The organism is Rhodoferax sp. LS1P39, assembly GCF_056521425.1.
The window spans coordinates 69,903-83,810 of sequence record NZ_JBWMAV010000013.1 but is presented as its reverse complement, the minus strand read 5'-3'; the positions used below and the strand labels follow the sequence as shown (position 1 = coordinate 83,810).

General features: G+C 63.2%; 16 protein-coding genes. 3 read left to right on the top strand and 13 right to left on the bottom strand.

Annotated elements, in window-relative coordinates:
• From flgE to flgB, 4 genes are read right to left on the bottom strand one after another with little or no spacing between them, the layout of a single operon-like run.
• Positions 1–1,224 carry a flagellar hook protein FlgE gene (flgE, locus tag AC097O_RS18600; RefSeq protein ID WP_479594362.1) on the bottom strand — a complete coding sequence of 408 codons (1,224 nt, stop codon included), beginning with the start codon at positions 1,222–1,224 and terminating at the stop codon, positions 1–3.
• Between the two features lie 33 nt (positions 1,225–1,257).
• Positions 1,258–1,911, bottom strand: coding sequence for a flagellar hook assembly protein FlgD (locus AC097O_RS18595; protein ID WP_479594361.1), 654 nt, complete (start codon positions 1,909–1,911; stop codon positions 1,258–1,260).
• A gap of 18 nt (positions 1,912–1,929) precedes the next feature.
• The gene (flgC, locus tag AC097O_RS18590) at positions 1,930–2,334 is read right to left on the bottom strand and encodes a flagellar basal body rod protein FlgC (RefSeq protein ID WP_315190907.1); all 405 of its coding nucleotides are present in this window, start codon (positions 2,332–2,334) and stop codon (positions 1,930–1,932) included.
• An 11-nt stretch (positions 2,335–2,345) separates the two neighbouring features.
• Positions 2,346–2,759 carry a flagellar basal body rod protein FlgB gene (gene flgB, locus AC097O_RS18585; protein WP_479594360.1) on the bottom strand — a complete coding sequence of 138 codons (414 nt, stop codon included), beginning with the start codon at positions 2,757–2,759 and terminating at the stop codon, positions 2,346–2,348.
• A 202-nt stretch (positions 2,760–2,961) separates the two neighbouring features.
• On the opposite strand from flgB, the gene flgA reads away from it, so the two are divergent.
• From flgA to AC097O_RS18570, 3 genes are all read left to right on the top strand, one after another.
• Positions 2,962–3,648 (top strand): flagellar basal body P-ring formation chaperone FlgA, encoded by a 687-nt coding sequence (gene flgA / locus AC097O_RS18580; RefSeq protein WP_479594359.1) that lies wholly within the window; start codon positions 2,962–2,964, stop codon positions 3,646–3,648.
• A gap of 95 nt (positions 3,649–3,743) precedes the next feature.
• The gene (gene flgM / locus AC097O_RS18575) at positions 3,744–4,067 is read left to right on the top strand and encodes a flagellar biosynthesis anti-sigma factor FlgM (RefSeq protein ID WP_479594358.1); all 324 of its coding nucleotides are present in this window, start codon (positions 3,744–3,746) and stop codon (positions 4,065–4,067) included.
• Between the two features lie 40 nt (positions 4,068–4,107).
• Positions 4,108–4,500, top strand: a complete 393-nt coding sequence (locus AC097O_RS18570; RefSeq protein WP_479594357.1) for a hypothetical protein — start codon at positions 4,108–4,110, stop codon at positions 4,498–4,500.
• A 105-nt stretch (positions 4,501–4,605) separates the two neighbouring features.
• Here AC097O_RS18570 and AC097O_RS18565 read toward each other — a convergent pair whose 3' ends face one another.
• The 9 genes from AC097O_RS18565 to motA all read right to left on the bottom strand — a co-directional run bounded on the left by AC097O_RS18565 (position 4,606) and on the right by motA (position 13,817).
• Positions 4,606–5,322, bottom strand: a complete 717-nt coding sequence (locus tag AC097O_RS18565; protein ID WP_479594356.1) for an RNA polymerase sigma factor FliA — start codon at positions 5,320–5,322, stop codon at positions 4,606–4,608.
• Complete coding sequence (locus AC097O_RS18560) at positions 5,322–6,095, bottom strand: hypothetical protein (protein WP_479594355.1); 774 nt, start codon at positions 6,093–6,095, stop codon at positions 5,322–5,324. Before AC097O_RS18560 ends, AC097O_RS18565 begins: the two co-directional genes overlap by 1 nt.
• On the bottom strand, positions 6,088–7,518 hold the full coding sequence (flhF, locus tag AC097O_RS18555; RefSeq protein ID WP_479594354.1) for a flagellar biosynthesis protein FlhF: 1,431 nt from the start codon (positions 7,516–7,518) through the stop codon (positions 6,088–6,090). The genes AC097O_RS18560 and flhF overlap by 8 nt, the downstream gene beginning before the upstream one ends.
• Positions 7,515–9,596 (bottom strand): flagellar biosynthesis protein FlhA, encoded by a 2,082-nt coding sequence (flhA, locus tag AC097O_RS18550; protein WP_479594353.1) that lies wholly within the window; start codon positions 9,594–9,596, stop codon positions 7,515–7,517. The genes flhF and flhA overlap by 4 nt, the downstream gene beginning before the upstream one ends.
• Positions 9,593–10,750 carry an EscU/YscU/HrcU family type III secretion system export apparatus switch protein gene (locus tag AC097O_RS18545; protein WP_479594352.1) on the bottom strand — a complete coding sequence of 386 codons (1,158 nt, stop codon included), beginning with the start codon at positions 10,748–10,750 and terminating at the stop codon, positions 9,593–9,595. Before AC097O_RS18545 ends, flhA begins: the two co-directional genes overlap by 4 nt.
• Before the next feature lie 81 nt (positions 10,751–10,831).
• Positions 10,832–11,452, bottom strand: a complete 621-nt coding sequence (locus AC097O_RS18540) for a protein phosphatase CheZ (RefSeq protein WP_479594351.1) — start codon at positions 11,450–11,452, stop codon at positions 10,832–10,834.
• Positions 11,449–11,847: a response regulator gene (locus AC097O_RS18535; protein ID WP_348027440.1), complete on the bottom strand. Its 399-nt coding sequence runs from the start codon at positions 11,845–11,847 to the stop codon at positions 11,449–11,451. Before AC097O_RS18535 ends, AC097O_RS18540 begins: the two co-directional genes overlap by 4 nt.
• Before the next feature lie 60 nt (positions 11,848–11,907).
• Positions 11,908–12,870 carry a flagellar motor protein MotB gene (gene motB / locus AC097O_RS18530; protein WP_479594350.1) on the bottom strand — a complete coding sequence of 321 codons (963 nt, stop codon included), beginning with the start codon at positions 12,868–12,870 and terminating at the stop codon, positions 11,908–11,910.
• 86 nt (positions 12,871–12,956) lie between these two features.
• Complete coding sequence (gene motA / locus AC097O_RS18525; RefSeq protein WP_315245474.1) at positions 12,957–13,817, bottom strand: flagellar motor stator protein MotA; 861 nt, start codon at positions 13,815–13,817, stop codon at positions 12,957–12,959.
• Positions 13,818–13,908 lie beyond the last annotated feature (91 nt).

Here is a 13,908-nt window from a genome sequence, read left to right as displayed (position 1 = left end):
TTAGCGCAGATTGACCAAGGTGGACATCACCTGGTCTTGCGTCTTGATGGTCTGGGCGTTGGCCTGGTAGGCGCGCTGGGCGGTCATCATGTTGACCAGCTCCTTGGTCAGATCGACGTTGGAGTCTTCCAGCGAGCCCGAGCGCAGTCCGCCCAGGTTGCCGGTGCCCGGTACGCCTTTGGCCGAGGGGTCGCCGCTGGACGGGGTGGACAGCCAGACGTTGCCGCCAATCGGGGCCAGGCCCTGCACATTGGTGAAGGTAGCCAGCTGGATTTGCCCGGCGGCCAGCGCCTTGCCGTTGGAGTAGGTGCCCAGAATCACACCGCTCTCGTCGATGCTGATGGCGGTGAGTGTGCCGGGGGCTTGGCCGTCTTGGGTGGCTTTGGCGATGGAGAACTTGGCCCCGTACTGGGTGGCATCTTTCACGTTCATGGCCACGCTGAAGGTGCTGGCCGGGTTGGTCGGCGAAGGCAGGGTCAGCGTGCCGATGGTAGCGTTGGGCGTGTTGCCCGTGCCGTTGAAGGTCAGGCCGGTGGTGGTCAGGGTGGGGGCTGCGCCGTCCACGCTGGAGTACACGTCCCAGGTGTTGACGGCGGTTTTGGTGAAGTAAATGCTCACCGGCACGCCCACGCCCTGGCCGTCGTAGGCGGTGATGGAGGTGCCATAGGTGGCCAGTGGCGGCACCAGGCCGGCCGGGGCGACCCCGGTGGCGATCACGGCCTCGGCATCCAGGTTGAAGCTCAGGTCCATCTTGGTGGTCTGGATGGCGGCAATCTCGCCGCCGGTGGGCAGTGTCAGCGGGCCGACCGCCCCGCCGGTGGGGATCGAGCCATCGGCCGCAGCGGTAATGCCCATCAGGTGCGCACCCGAGTTGGTGATGATCTCGCCTTCCTTGTTCAGCTTGAAGGCGCCGTCGCGGCTGTAGGCCAGGTTGCCGTTAGGCAGCTCGACCTGAAAGAAGCCGTTGCCGTTGATGGCCACGTCCAACGCGTTGCCGGTAATGCTGATGTTGCCCTGGGTGAACTGCTGCGACACGGTCTGCACTTCCACCCCGATACCCTGGCTGATGCCGCCCGAGCTGCCCAGCGACGAGGCGTACAGCTCGGCAAACTCGGCCCGCGAGGCCTTCATGCCGGTGGTGTTGGCGTTGGCGATGTTGTGGCCGATCACGTCCAGGTTTTGGCTGGAGGCGTTCAGACCGGAAAGACCTTGTTGAAAGCTCATGGATGGCTCCTAAAAATGCGGTAGACGGCAGGGTTACAAAATGGCTTTGACGGCGCTGTAAGCCACCGAAGCACCGTTTTGCAGTTGCAGATTGAGAACGTTGTTGTCGTTGCTGACCGACACCACCTTGTTGCGCTCCAGCGACGTGGTGGTCACGGCGGTGGCCCCCTTGGTGGCGATGACCTTGAATGTCAGGTCGCCCGAGTTGGTGTACTTGGACGCATCCCAGGAAACGGCCTGGCGACCGGCTTCCAGCGCGCCCAGGTTTTGCGTGCCCAGCAAAGTGCCCCCGGCGGTGCGTACTTCCACTTTTACCGCGTCGGCGGCGCTGGCCAGATCAAACGCGCCCTGGCCCACGCCGTTGGTCACCGTCAGGGTGTCGCCCTCGGTCAGCACCTCGCGGCCAATGGTGGCGCTGCCTTGCAGCGATTGCAGGGCGGCAATTTGCGTGGCCATGCTTTTCATGGTGTCGTTCAGCGTCTGGATGCCCGAGACGGTGTTGATCTGCGCCAGCTGACTGGTCATCTGCGCGTTGTCCATCGGGTTCATCGGGTCCTGGTTGTTCAGCTGGGCTACCAGCAGCTTCAGGAACCGGTCTTGCGAGGCTTCGGCACTCGTGCTGTTGGTGCTGGTGGTGCCCACCAGCGAGCTGCTGGCGGCGTTCAGTGCGGTGACATCCAGGGCCATGGCGTGCTTTCAGTAAAGTTATTGGCCCATTTGCAGCGTTTTCAGCAGCAAGGACTTGGCGGTGTTCATCACTTCTACGTTGTTCTGGTAGGAGCGGGAGGCGGAGATCATGTTCACCATCTCGTCCACCGCGTTGACGTTGGAATGGGTGACGTAGCCCTCGGCATCGGCCGAGGGGTGGGTGGGGTCCAGCACCTTGCGGCCCGGCTGCTGGCTCTCGGAAATTTCTTTCACCCGCACCCCGGCGGCGCTCTCGGCCCCCAGCAGCGTGGTCTGGAACACCACCTGGCGGGCCTTGTAGGCCTGGCCATCGGGCCCGGCCACGGCATCGACGTTGGCCAGGTTGCTGGCCACCACGTTCAGGCGCTGCGACTGGGCGCTGATGGCGCTGCCAGAGACCCCAAAAATCGAAAACATGGACATGGCGAGACTCCTTATTGGCCGGTGATAGCGCTGAGCATGGTCTTGGCCGTGCCGTTGATAAAGCGCAGGGTGGCCTCGTAACGCACCGCGTTATCGACAAAGTTGGCCCGCTCGCGGTCCAGATCTACCGTGTTGTTGTCCAGGTTGGGCTGGCTTTGCGCGCTGTAGCCGCGGTTTTGGGCGCTGCCCAGGCTGCTGCCGTCCAGGCTGGGTAGATTCAGGTGCCGGTTGTCGGTTCTGTGGCCTGCGATCAGCCCCTGGCTGGCGGTGGCGGCACCCATGGCGTCCTTGAAGTTGAAGTCGCGCGCCACAAAGCCGGGGGTATCCACGTTGGCAATATTGCTGGCAATGGTGCGCTGGCGTTCGGCGCGCAGCACCAGGGCCTTGCTTTGAAAGTCCACAGCACCCACCATTTTGTCCAACATGCAACACCCCGCTAGGTAATCAATTGCAAAACCTCCGGTGCCATCCCGGATCTCGCTTTGGCAAATTATGGAAAAACTTGAGCCTTTTGAGCCCGGGAAGAAGCGGGTGATTGCGGCGCAGTTCGCGGCTTTGCCTGGGGTGGTCTGGCCTTAGTCTTGTCGCCAGGAAATTGGAGGTTCTATGCCACTGCTGCTACCAAACATGCTTTGCGCCGCCCTTGTGCTGTGCGCGGCGGGCGTGCGTGCCCAGGCCGAGGCCGACATGGTGGGCACCAGCCAACGCTGGCTGGAGTCGGCCATGGTGCAGGCCCCGCCAGTCAATGGCATAGCGTTGCGCATGGAAGTGGCGCTGGGCACGCTGGACCCGCGTTTGCAACTGGCCCCCTGCGCCAAGGTGGAGCCTTATATGCCGCCAGGCACCCGTTTGTGGGGCAAAAGCCGTTTGGGCCTGCGCTGCCTGGCCGGTGCCACCCGCTGGAATGTGTTCATGCCGGTCACCGTCAAGGCCATGGGCCAGGCCTGGGTGGCCAAAACCAATGTGGCGGCGGGCAGTGTGCTCACGGCCAATGATGCGATGGAGGCCGAGGTCGATTGGGCCGAGGACGCGTCGCCCGTGGTGGCCAATTCCGAGCAATGGATAGGCCAGGTGGCGGCCCGCTCCTGGGTGGCCGGGCAAACCGTGCGCCAGGCGATGGTCAAACCGGCCCAGGTGTTCCAGGCGGGCACCCAGATCCGGGTGCTGGCCCAGGGCGTGGGTTTCCAGGTCATGTCCGACGGCCAGGCCATCACTGCCGGGGTGGTGGGCCAGGCCGCCAAGGTGCGGCTGGAGAGTGGCCGGGTGATGTCCGGCGTAGTGCAGGATGCCCGCACCATCGTGGTCGAGATGTAACAGCTGGTTTTTTAGCCATATAACATTTAAGAAAATGCCAAAGCTGCCGAAACCATTGCTACGATGCCTTAACGTCAAGGCTGCTGGAGAGCGTGATGAAAATTGGACAAGGGATAGATGTAACGGCCGCAGTGAATGCCGCCGTGCTCAAAAAAGCCGATCAGGACAAAGAAGCTGCGCCCGCGAGCGTGGCCCAGAAGGGTGCGCGCGCCATTCCCGCCGCCGGTGCACAGGTGTCGGTGTCTACGCTGGCCCGCACGCTGGAGCAGAACGACCGGGCCGTGGGCTCCGACTTCGACAGCAAGAAAGTGGCCGACATCAAGGCCGCCATCAAGAACGGCACCTTCAAGATCAACCCCGAAGCGATTGCCGACAAGATGCTCGACAACGCGCAAGAGATGCTCAGCGTCATCCGCTAACCGGCTTTCCTTCCACAACCCTCATCCAGGAGCAACCCGCATGACGGCCCGCGCAGCCACCCACAGCCTGGAAGCCAGCCTGTTGCGCGTAGAGCAATTGCTCGAAGAAGTATCCGCCGCCCTGATTGCGGGCGAACCCCTGGTTTTGGAGGCCGCCAGCACTGCGCTGCGCCAGGCCATGGCCGACATGGCCGTATGGGGCCGCACCCCCGGCGGCATGCACTCGCTGAACGCCGACATGCGCCGTCGGCTGGAAAAAGTCTCCCTCACCCTGTCCCAACAACGCTCCAACCTGGCCCGCCGTGTCGTGGTGGTCGACCGGGCCCTGGCCACCGTGCTGCCCCAGGCCCAGCAGCCGGGCACCTATTCGGGTGGCAAAGCCGCCACCTACCGGGGCGGTGCGGCGCGCATCTACGCCTCGGTCGCCAGCTGAAAATTCAGTTTTTTGGCCTTTTTTAAGGCATCAAATCACCTGCTTGCGCTTACTAAACAAGCGCAAGCAGCTATCAAAATATGATTTAAATAAGATAGCAGCCCGCTAGTGGCTGCGCATCTTGGCCCGCAACCGGGCAATCGACTGGCTGTGCAGCTGGCAGACCCGTGACTCGGTGATTTCCAGCACCGCCGCAATCTCTTTCAGGTTCATGTCGTTTTCGTAGTACATGCTCATGATGTACTGCTCGCGGTCGGGCAGGGTCTTGATGGCATCGACCAGCGACGCGCGCAGACGTTGGTCGCGCAGCAGGCTGACCGGGTCGGCGGCCTCATCCGCCACGTGCCGGTCCAGAAAGCCCGCGCCTTCTTCGGAGTTGCCGTTCATGTCTTCCAGGTACACCAGTTGCGTGCCGCGCACCTTGCCCAGCAGCTCCTGGTAGTCGGCCAGGGTCATCTCCAGCTCGATGGCGATTTCGGACTCCAGCGGGCTGCGGCCCAGCTTTTGCTCCAGGCGCTGCACGGCGCGTTCGATCTCTTTCTGGCTCTTGCGCGAGCCGCGTGACATCCAGTCGCCCTCGCGCAGCTCGTCGATCATGGCCCCGCGGATGCGCTGGGTGGCAAAGGTCTCGAACTGCACGCCCTGGGCCACCTCGTAGCGGGTGAGCGCCTCAGACAAGCCAATCATGCCGACCTGGATCAGGTCGTCCAGCTCGATGTTGGGCGGCAGCTTGGCAATCATGTGGTGCGCCAGCCGACGCACCAGCGGCACATACTGGCGCAGCATGTGCTCGCGGTCCATATGGCCTTTGGCGGTGTACATCAGCGGCTTCCCACCCCGTGGGCCATGGGGATGGCGCTGGCCATCAGGCGCAGGGCGATCGGGTGGGCATCGTCCCAGCGGGCGGTTTTTTGCGGGAACGAGCGCACCGTCATGAAGTCGGTCTGGCAGTCCAGGTGCCGGTGGGCGCAGTTTTGCAGCGCCCGCCCGGTGGATTTGGCCAGCAGCTCGGCGTTTTTGAAGGGCGTGGTGACCACCGAGGCAATCAGCGGCACCAGCCGCGCCTGCAGCAGCAGCTTCTTGAAATTTTGGTAGCCCCCCAGGATGGACGCGCGTAGCGGCGTGACGGCCAGCAGCGGGCGCACCTGGCTGCCCGGCATCAAGGTGGCCAGCAGTTGGGCATCGGCATACACCACGACCAGGTCGCAGCTACGGAACAGGTGGCTGAGGGCTTGGAGGGGTGGGGGGGACATGGGGGAATCCTGGCGGGTCTGCAGGGCCAGGCGGCTCAGCCCCAGACGGGCGGGCACGATATGCCAGGGGGGCGCGTCATGGTCGGCATCGGGAGCGGCATCTTCTTGCCAGTGTGCGTGGTCCAACAGATTCTGCAAGCCTGGATTGTCTTCCGTTTCTGCCGAGCTTGCATCCAATACGGTGATGCGCAGGCTAAAACTTTGCAGGGCCGCGCAGATCTGCCAGAGCAGCGGCAACTCGGTGGCGGTGTCGCCCCGGGTCACCATGGCAATCACGCTCCAGGCGGCTTGCGGCGCAATGCGGCGCAGGCTGGCGCCCTGGTCGGCACTGGTGTCAAGCATGCGCCCGTTCCAGGCGGCTGGATTCCATCGGTGCCGGGGTGAAGAAGAAGTTCAGGTCGGCGGCCTTGGGGTCGAACGCCGACTTGGTGGTGGAGCGCATCGAGGCGCGCACCAGCTTCTTGGCATCGGCGGGTTCCCAGTCTTCGGGCACGCGCTGGCCGTTGCACACACCGCGCAGCACCAGTTGGTGGCGGATGATGGCATCCAGCGCCGGGCCGAGCTTGGCGGCTTCGTCGATTTTGGACAGGATTGCCTGCTGCAGGCCCCGGGTCTTGAACGAGGTGAGCACTTCGTCCATGGTGTCGCCGTGGCTGCCCGCGTTGAGTACCAGCAGGCGGTTGACGCCGGGCAGGTCCAGCACGTCCATCATGTCGCGCTTGCGCGGGTCTTTGGGGGCGATGCCGGTGGTGTCGATCAGCACCATGCGTTTGTTGCCCAGCAGGCCCAGCAGGTCTTGCAGGGCGGCGCGGTCGTGGGCCAGGTGGGCCACCACGCCCAGCATGCGACCAAAGGCGCGCAGTTGCTCGTGGGCGGCCACGCGGTAGGTGTCCAGCGTGATCAGGCCCACGCTGTTGGGCCCGTGGACCCGGGCGCAGTGCGCGGCCAGCTTGGCGGCGGTAGTGGTTTTGCCCACGCCCGTGGCACCCACCAGCGCGAACACGCCGCCTTGCTCGAAGATCGGCTTGCTACCGGCATCGGTGCGCAGGTTTTGCTCCAGCACGCCCATCAACCAGCGGATGGCTTCGGCGGGCGTGGCATCTTCGGGCAGGCGCTCCATCACGGCGCGGGCCAGGTCGGGCGAGTACCCGGCGCGGATCAGCTTGAGCATCAGGTTGGACTGGATCGGGTCCTGCTTGGTCTTGCCCAGCCAGGCCATGGTGTTGAAGCGCTCTTCAATCATGTCCTTCATGGCCTGCAGCTCGTCCACGATGCCCTTGGAATTGATGGTGGCGGCGGCTGCCGGGGCGGCTTTCTGGCGGGCCACGGGCTGCGCAAACGGCACGGCGTGCACGGCAGGTTTGGCGCGCTGCACAGGCGGGGCCATGGGCGCAGGTGCGGCCTGTACCGAGGTCTTGGGGGGGAAGATTTCTTCGCGCAGGTCGGGGCTGTTCTCGTGGCGGCGGCGCAGCATGCGTTCGCGCACATAGTCCTGGAACGACAGCGTGCTCATGGCCAGTTGCTCGGTGTCTTCTTCCACCGGGGTCTGTGCCATGGCCAGGGTGGCTGCCGAGGCCGCTGATGCCGGGGCGGGTGCCACGCCGGGCCGGTCGAGTGCCGACAGGGAGTCTTCTGCGGTGGCCACCACTTCCACGCCGTTGGGCGTGGGGCGGTTGGACAGAATCAGCGTCCCTTCACCAAAGACCGCACGGGCCTTGGCCAAAGCTTCGCGGGACGTGGCAGCGTGAAAGCGTTGGATGTTCATGTCAGTGCACCTTTGAGGATGGGGCCAATGCGGATGGTGTGGGTTTCTGGTATTTCGCTATGCGCCAGCACCTGCAAGCGGGGGGCTACGCGGCGCACCAGCCGGGAAATGGCGTTGCGGATCTGGTCGGGTACCAGCAGGCAGGCGGGCACGCCCAGCTCTTCCTGCTGCAGGGCCACATCGGCCACGTTGCGGGTCAGCAGGTCGGCCACGCCGGGGTCGAGTGCCGGGCCTGCGGCATTGCCCAGGGCCTGTACCAGCATGCGTTCCAGGCTGGGTTCGATGGCAATGACGTTGAGTTCTCGGGTGGGGCCGTAGATCTGCTGCACGATGGCCGGAGCCAGGGCGATACGCACGCGGCGGGCCAGGTCGGCGGGGTCGGTGGTGGCCACGGCGTGCTCGGCCAGGCATTCGACGATGGTGCGGATGTCGCGGATGTGCACAGACTCTTCCAGCAAGAGCTGCAAGACTTTCTGGAACGTGGCGATAGACACCATTTTGGGAACCACTTCTTCGATCAGTTTGGGGGCCAGTTTGCTGACATGCTCCACCAGTTGCTGTGTCTCGGTGCGGCTCAGTAAACGGGCCGCCTGCACTTGCATCAAGTGTGACAAATGTGTGGCCATCACGGTTTCCGAATCAACCACGGTAAAGCCTGCCATTTGTGCCGCTTCCTTCTGGCGCTCGTCGATCCAGTGGGCGGGCAGGCCAAAGGCCGGGTCGGTGGTAGCGGTGCCGATCAGCGGGGTAGTGATGCCGCCGGGGTTGATGGCCAGGTACATGCCGGGGAAGGCTTCGCCTTCGCCCACCACCACGCCGCGCAGGGTGATGCGGTAGCCGCTGGGCTTGAGTTCCAGGTTGTCGCGCACATGCACTGGCGGCGGCAAAAAGCCCACTTCCTGGGCGAACTTGCGGCGCACGCCCTTGATGCGGGTCAGCAGGTCGCCGGGGCGGGTTTTGTCCACCAGGGTGATGAGGCGGTAGCCCAGCTCCAGCCCCAGCAGGTCGACGGGTTGCAGGTCGTCCCAGGTGGCTTCGCCGTCGGTGGGCGGCGGGCCGACCAGCAAAGTAGATTCCTGGGGCACGGGCCGGTGGGCAATGGCCCAGGCCATGTAGCCCAGCACCGCGGCCATCGACAGAAACACCACATGCGGCATGTTGGGGATGATGCCCATCACCGCCATGATGCCCGCCGTGATGCCCAGCACCTTGGGCGAGTCAAACAACTGGCCGATGATCTGCTTGCCGATGTCGTCGTCCTTGCCTACGCGCGACACCACCATGGCGGCGGCAATCGAGATCAGCAGGCCGGGGATTTGTGCCACCAGTGCATCGCCCACGGCCAACAGGATGTAGGTGTCGGCGGCCTTGGCGGCGGTCAGGTCGTGTTGCAGCACACCGATGGTGAAGCCGCCCACGATGTTGATGATCAGGATCAGGATGCCGGCAATCGCGTCGCCGCGCACGAACTTGGAGGCACCGTCCATGGAGCCGAAGAAGTCGGCTTCTTCGCCCACTTCGGCGCGGCGGCGTTTGGCTTCTTTTTCGTTGATCAAGCCGGCGTTCAGGTCGGCATCCACCGCCATTTGCTTGCCGGGCATGGCATCCAGGGTGAAGCGGGCCGACACTTCGGCGATCCGCTCGGAGCCCTTGGTCACTACGATGAAGTTGATGACCACCAGAATCGCGAACACGATCAAACCCACCGCAAAGTTGCCACCGATCAGAAAGTGGCCAAAGGCTTCGATCACCGCACCGGCAGCACCCGGGCCGGTGTGGCCCTCCAGCAGCACCACGCGGGTGGAGGCCACGTTGAGCGACAGGCGCATCAGCGTGGTGAGTAGCAGCACCGAGGGGAAGGCGGCAAAGTCCAAAGGCCGCACCATGTAGGCCGCCACCATCATCACCATCAGCGCCACCGCGATATTGATGGTGAAAAACGTGTCCAGCAGCCACGCGGGCATGGGCAGCACCATCATGGCCAAAATCACCATCACCATCATCGGGGCCGATACGCCCTGCAGCATTTTGCGGTTGTTGTTGAACCACTGCTGTATCGATTGGAGCTGGGGGTTCATGGGGTCGCCTCCGCCAGAATGGTGTTGCCCAGCGGGTCCAGCTCGGGCGGTACGTCGGGTTGCGGGAAGCTGTCGGGCATCGGGCCCTCGCCGCGCATGGCGGCCTTCACGCGGTACACGTAGGCCAGCACCTGGGCCACGGCGGTGTACAGGGCTGACGGGATTTCGCCATTGATTTCGGCATGCGCGTACAAGGCCCGGGCCAGCATGGGCGACTGGAACACGGGAATGGCATGGCTCTTGGCCATGTCGCGGATTTTCATGGCCACCAGGTCGGCCCCCTTGGCGATGACCTGCGGGGCGTGCATGGTTTTCTCGTCGTACTTGAGGGCCACGGCGAAGTGGGTGGGGTTCATCAGCACAAAGTCGGCTTTGGGCACGGCATTGACGCTGGTGCGCTGGGCGATCTCGCGGGCCCGGGCGCGCATCTGGCCCTTCATTTGCGGGTTGCCGTCCGATTCCTTGTGCTCCTGCTTCACCTCCTGGTGCGACATCTTCAGGCGCGACTTCATCAAAAAGGTTTGCAACGGCACGTCGATCACCGCCACCGCAAACACCACCAGCAGCAGCAGGCTCATGCCCGAGGTGATCCAGTTCGCCACATGCTGGATGGAGGCCGAGGACGGCTGCAGCACCAGCTGCGCGACCGATTGCAGGCTATTGGACAAGTAAACCCAGGCTACCGATACCAACACCGTGGTGATGACCAGTAGTTTGGCGATGTCGGTGGCCTGTTCTTTGGAAAACAGGCGGCCAAACCCGGCGATGGGGCTGATGCGGCTGAAGTCCGGCATGATGGGTTTGAGGCTGGCCACCCAGCCGCCCGATGCCACGGCGCTGCCGATGGCGGCTGCCAGCACAATCGCCGCAAACACGCTGCTGGCCACCATGCCGACCAGCACCACATCCTGCAGGCGGTCCAGCATGTTGCCGTTTTGCGCCAGGGTGGCCGCGTCGAACGAGAGCTGTTGGCCCAGCACCCGTTTGAAGTGGTCTAAAAAAGTGGGGGCCAGCACCAGCACGGCCACAGAGCCCGTGCCCAACACCGCCAGATGGGACAAGTCCTTGGAGCGCGAGGCCTGCCCATCCTTGCGCGCTTGGTCAAGCTTGCGCTGGGTGGCGGGTAGGTCTTTGTCTTGGCTGGATGATTCCATGGCAATGGGGTTTTAGGAATCCCCATTGTCGGCAGCGCGCTGTCGGGCTAAAGCCTGATAAAGAGGCTTTAGCGTGGCTTATTAGAACCCTAAGCTGGCCAGCAAATCGTCCACTTGGGACTGGTCGGTGACGATGTCGGTGCGCGAGGTGGGATCCACCACCGGACCGGCCAGGCCTTCCGGGGCTTTGGGCTGGGCGGGTGCCGTGCTGGGCGCGGTCTGGATCAGCAGCTCGACCAGTTGTTTTTCGATGGTCGAGGTGAGGTTGACCACCCGCGCAATCACCTGGCCGGTGAGGTCGTGGAAATCCTGCGCCATCATGATTTCGGTTAGATGCATGTCGATTTCTTTGCTGGCGCGCTCCACATCGGCCACAAAGTTGTACACCGCACCGGTGGCGACGGCGGCCACCGGATCCTTGACGATGAACGCCGCCAGTTTGCTGGTTTCGGCAGCAATGAAGTCGTGCTGGATTTTGGCCAGATCGACCCGGCTGAGTACCTTTTCAGCGGCCTCGCCGGTCAGGCGGGCGATGTAGGTGAGGCGGCTTTGCGCGTCGGGTAGCTCTTCGGCGCTGCCTTTGAGCTTGTCGGTGTAGCCCAGCTCGTTGAGTGAATCGTGTAGCTGACGGGTCAGCATGCCCAGTTTTTGGTGCACCGCTGGCTGGATATCTCCATCGGCGTGTAGGGCAGCGGCGGTCATGCTGGGATCAGCCCGTTCTTCTTGAGAATGTGTATCAGCTTGTCTTCCAGCGTGGCCTTGGTGAACGGTTTGACGATGTAGCCCGCAGCGCCCCCCTGGGCGGCGGCCACAATGTCTTCCTTGCGGGCTTCGGCGGTCACCATCAGCACCGGCAGGTGCTTGAGCTTCTCGTCGCCCTTGACTTCCGCCAGCAGCTGGAATCCATTCATGTTGGGCATGTTGATGTCGCTCACCACGAAATCAAAATGCAGGCCGCTACGGAGCTTTTGCAGCGCCGCGAGGCCGTCTTCGGCTTCATCCGCATCGGGGTAACCAATCTCTTTGAGCAGGTTACGCACAATGCGGCGCATGGTGGAGAAGTCGTCCACGATTAGAAAACGCAGGTCATTTGCCACGGGTGACCCTTTCGATGAAGGTTGCTGGAATTAAGCGCATTTTGGAGGTTCTCGGCGATCTCATGGTTTTTGTACACCCCGTGCGGGCGTTGGAACGGCATTCTGCTCGGGATCCGGCGCTGTTTCATTTGTTACAGAAGCTGCTATTGTGGCATTGCCCATGAGCCGCGCCTCGGCTTCTCTGGTCATGATCGTAATGCTGATGCGCCGATTCACCGGTGCCAGCGGTGTTTTGGGGTCCAGCAGGCTGCTGGCGGCCAATCCCACCACGCGGGCCATTTTGTCGTCGGGCATCCCGGCGGCCACCAGCTCGCGGCGCGAGGCATTGGCCCGGTCGGCGGACAATTCCCAGTTGCTGTAGCCCCGCTCGCCATTGCCGTAGGGTGTGCTGTCGGTGTGCCCGGCCAGGCTGATGCGGTTTTCAACCCCGTTCAGGGCCTCGCCGATCGCCCGCAGGATGTCGCGCATATAGGGTTTGACCAGGGCGCTGCCGCTGTCGAACATGGGCCGATTCTGCTCGTCCACGATCTGGATCTGCAAGCCGTCGGGCGTGGTTTCCATGCGGATCTGCGAGCGGAACTCGGCCAGCTTGGGGTTGTTGGTGATCAAGGCATCGATCTTGTCACGCAGATTCTTGATGCGCGAAGCATCCTGCTTGGCAATTTCGGCCTTGGCGGCCGCCTCTTCCATCTTCTTCTTGACCGGGTCGTCGCCGGTGCCGCGCGTGCCTTGGCCCGCCGACTTGGTCAGGTCCGAACCGCCGCCCGACAAGATGCTGTTGCTGGCCCCGGCACCGCTGCCGCCTTGCATGGCCACCTTGAGCGGTGTGTTGAAGAAATCGGACAGGCCTTTTTTGTCGCCTTCGGAGGTCGAGCCCAGCAGCCACATCAGCAAAAAGAAGGCCATCATGGCCGTCACAAAGTCGGCGTAGGCAATCTTCCAGGCACCGCCATGCACGGCGTGGCCGCCTTTTTTGATCTTCTTGACGATGATCGGTTGGAGCTTTTTGCCTTCCGTCGCCATATCAGTCGGTTAAAGAGTTATAGGACTTACGCCGCGCCCCTGTGTCGCCCTTCGGGCTTACAGGGAGAACTTGCGGAAGTCCTGGGTTACTTTTTGCCACGCACATGGCCTTCCAGTTCCGCAAAGCTGGGTCGGTCGCCCGAGAACAGCACCTTGCGGCCAAATTCGATGGCGGTGGCCGGGTTGTAGCCCTGCATGCTGGCCAGCAGCGTGGTCTTCATGCACTGCAGTTCCTTGGCGCTGTCTTCGGTTTTCTGCTCCAGCAGGCCGCCCAGCGGCTCCACCACGCCGTACGCCAGCAAAATCCCCAGAAAGGTACCCACCAGCGCAGATGCAATCATGCCGCCCAGCACCGCCGGGGGCTGGCCCACCGAGCCCATGGTGTTCACCACCCCCAGCACCGCCGCCACAATCCCGAAAGCGGGCAGGGCACCGGCCAGGCGGGCAATCGCGGCAATCGGGGCGTGGGCTTCGGCGTGGTGGGTGTCGATTTCGCTGTCCATCAGCGACTCGATCTCGTGGGCATTCAGATTGCCCGACACCATCATGCGCAGGTAGTCGGTCATGAACTCGACCACGTGGTGGTCGCTGCCCACCGTGGGGTATTTTTTGAAGATTTCGGAATTTTCGGGCGACTCCACATCGCCTTCGATGGCCATCAGCCCTTCCTTGCGGGCCTTTTGCAAAATGTCGTACATCAAGGACAGCAGCTCCATGTAGCGCGTCTTGGTGTATTTGGAGCCCTTCAGCGCCTGCGGCAGCAGGGCCATGGTGGCTTTGAGCACCTTGGGCTGGTTGTTCACCGCAAATGCGCCCAGCGCCCCGCCGAAGATCGTGATCAGCTCAAACGGCAGCGCGGTCAAGATGACGGCGATGTTGCCACCGTGGAAGATGTAAACACCAAAGATGCAACCCATGGAGACGGCATAGCCGATGAGAACAATCATGTTGGGATGGTGGCAATCGTTTACGGGGAAGTGTTGGTGGGTGGCGCGGCGTGGCGCTGGTACCCTGTGTGTAAATGTATCGGATTTATGG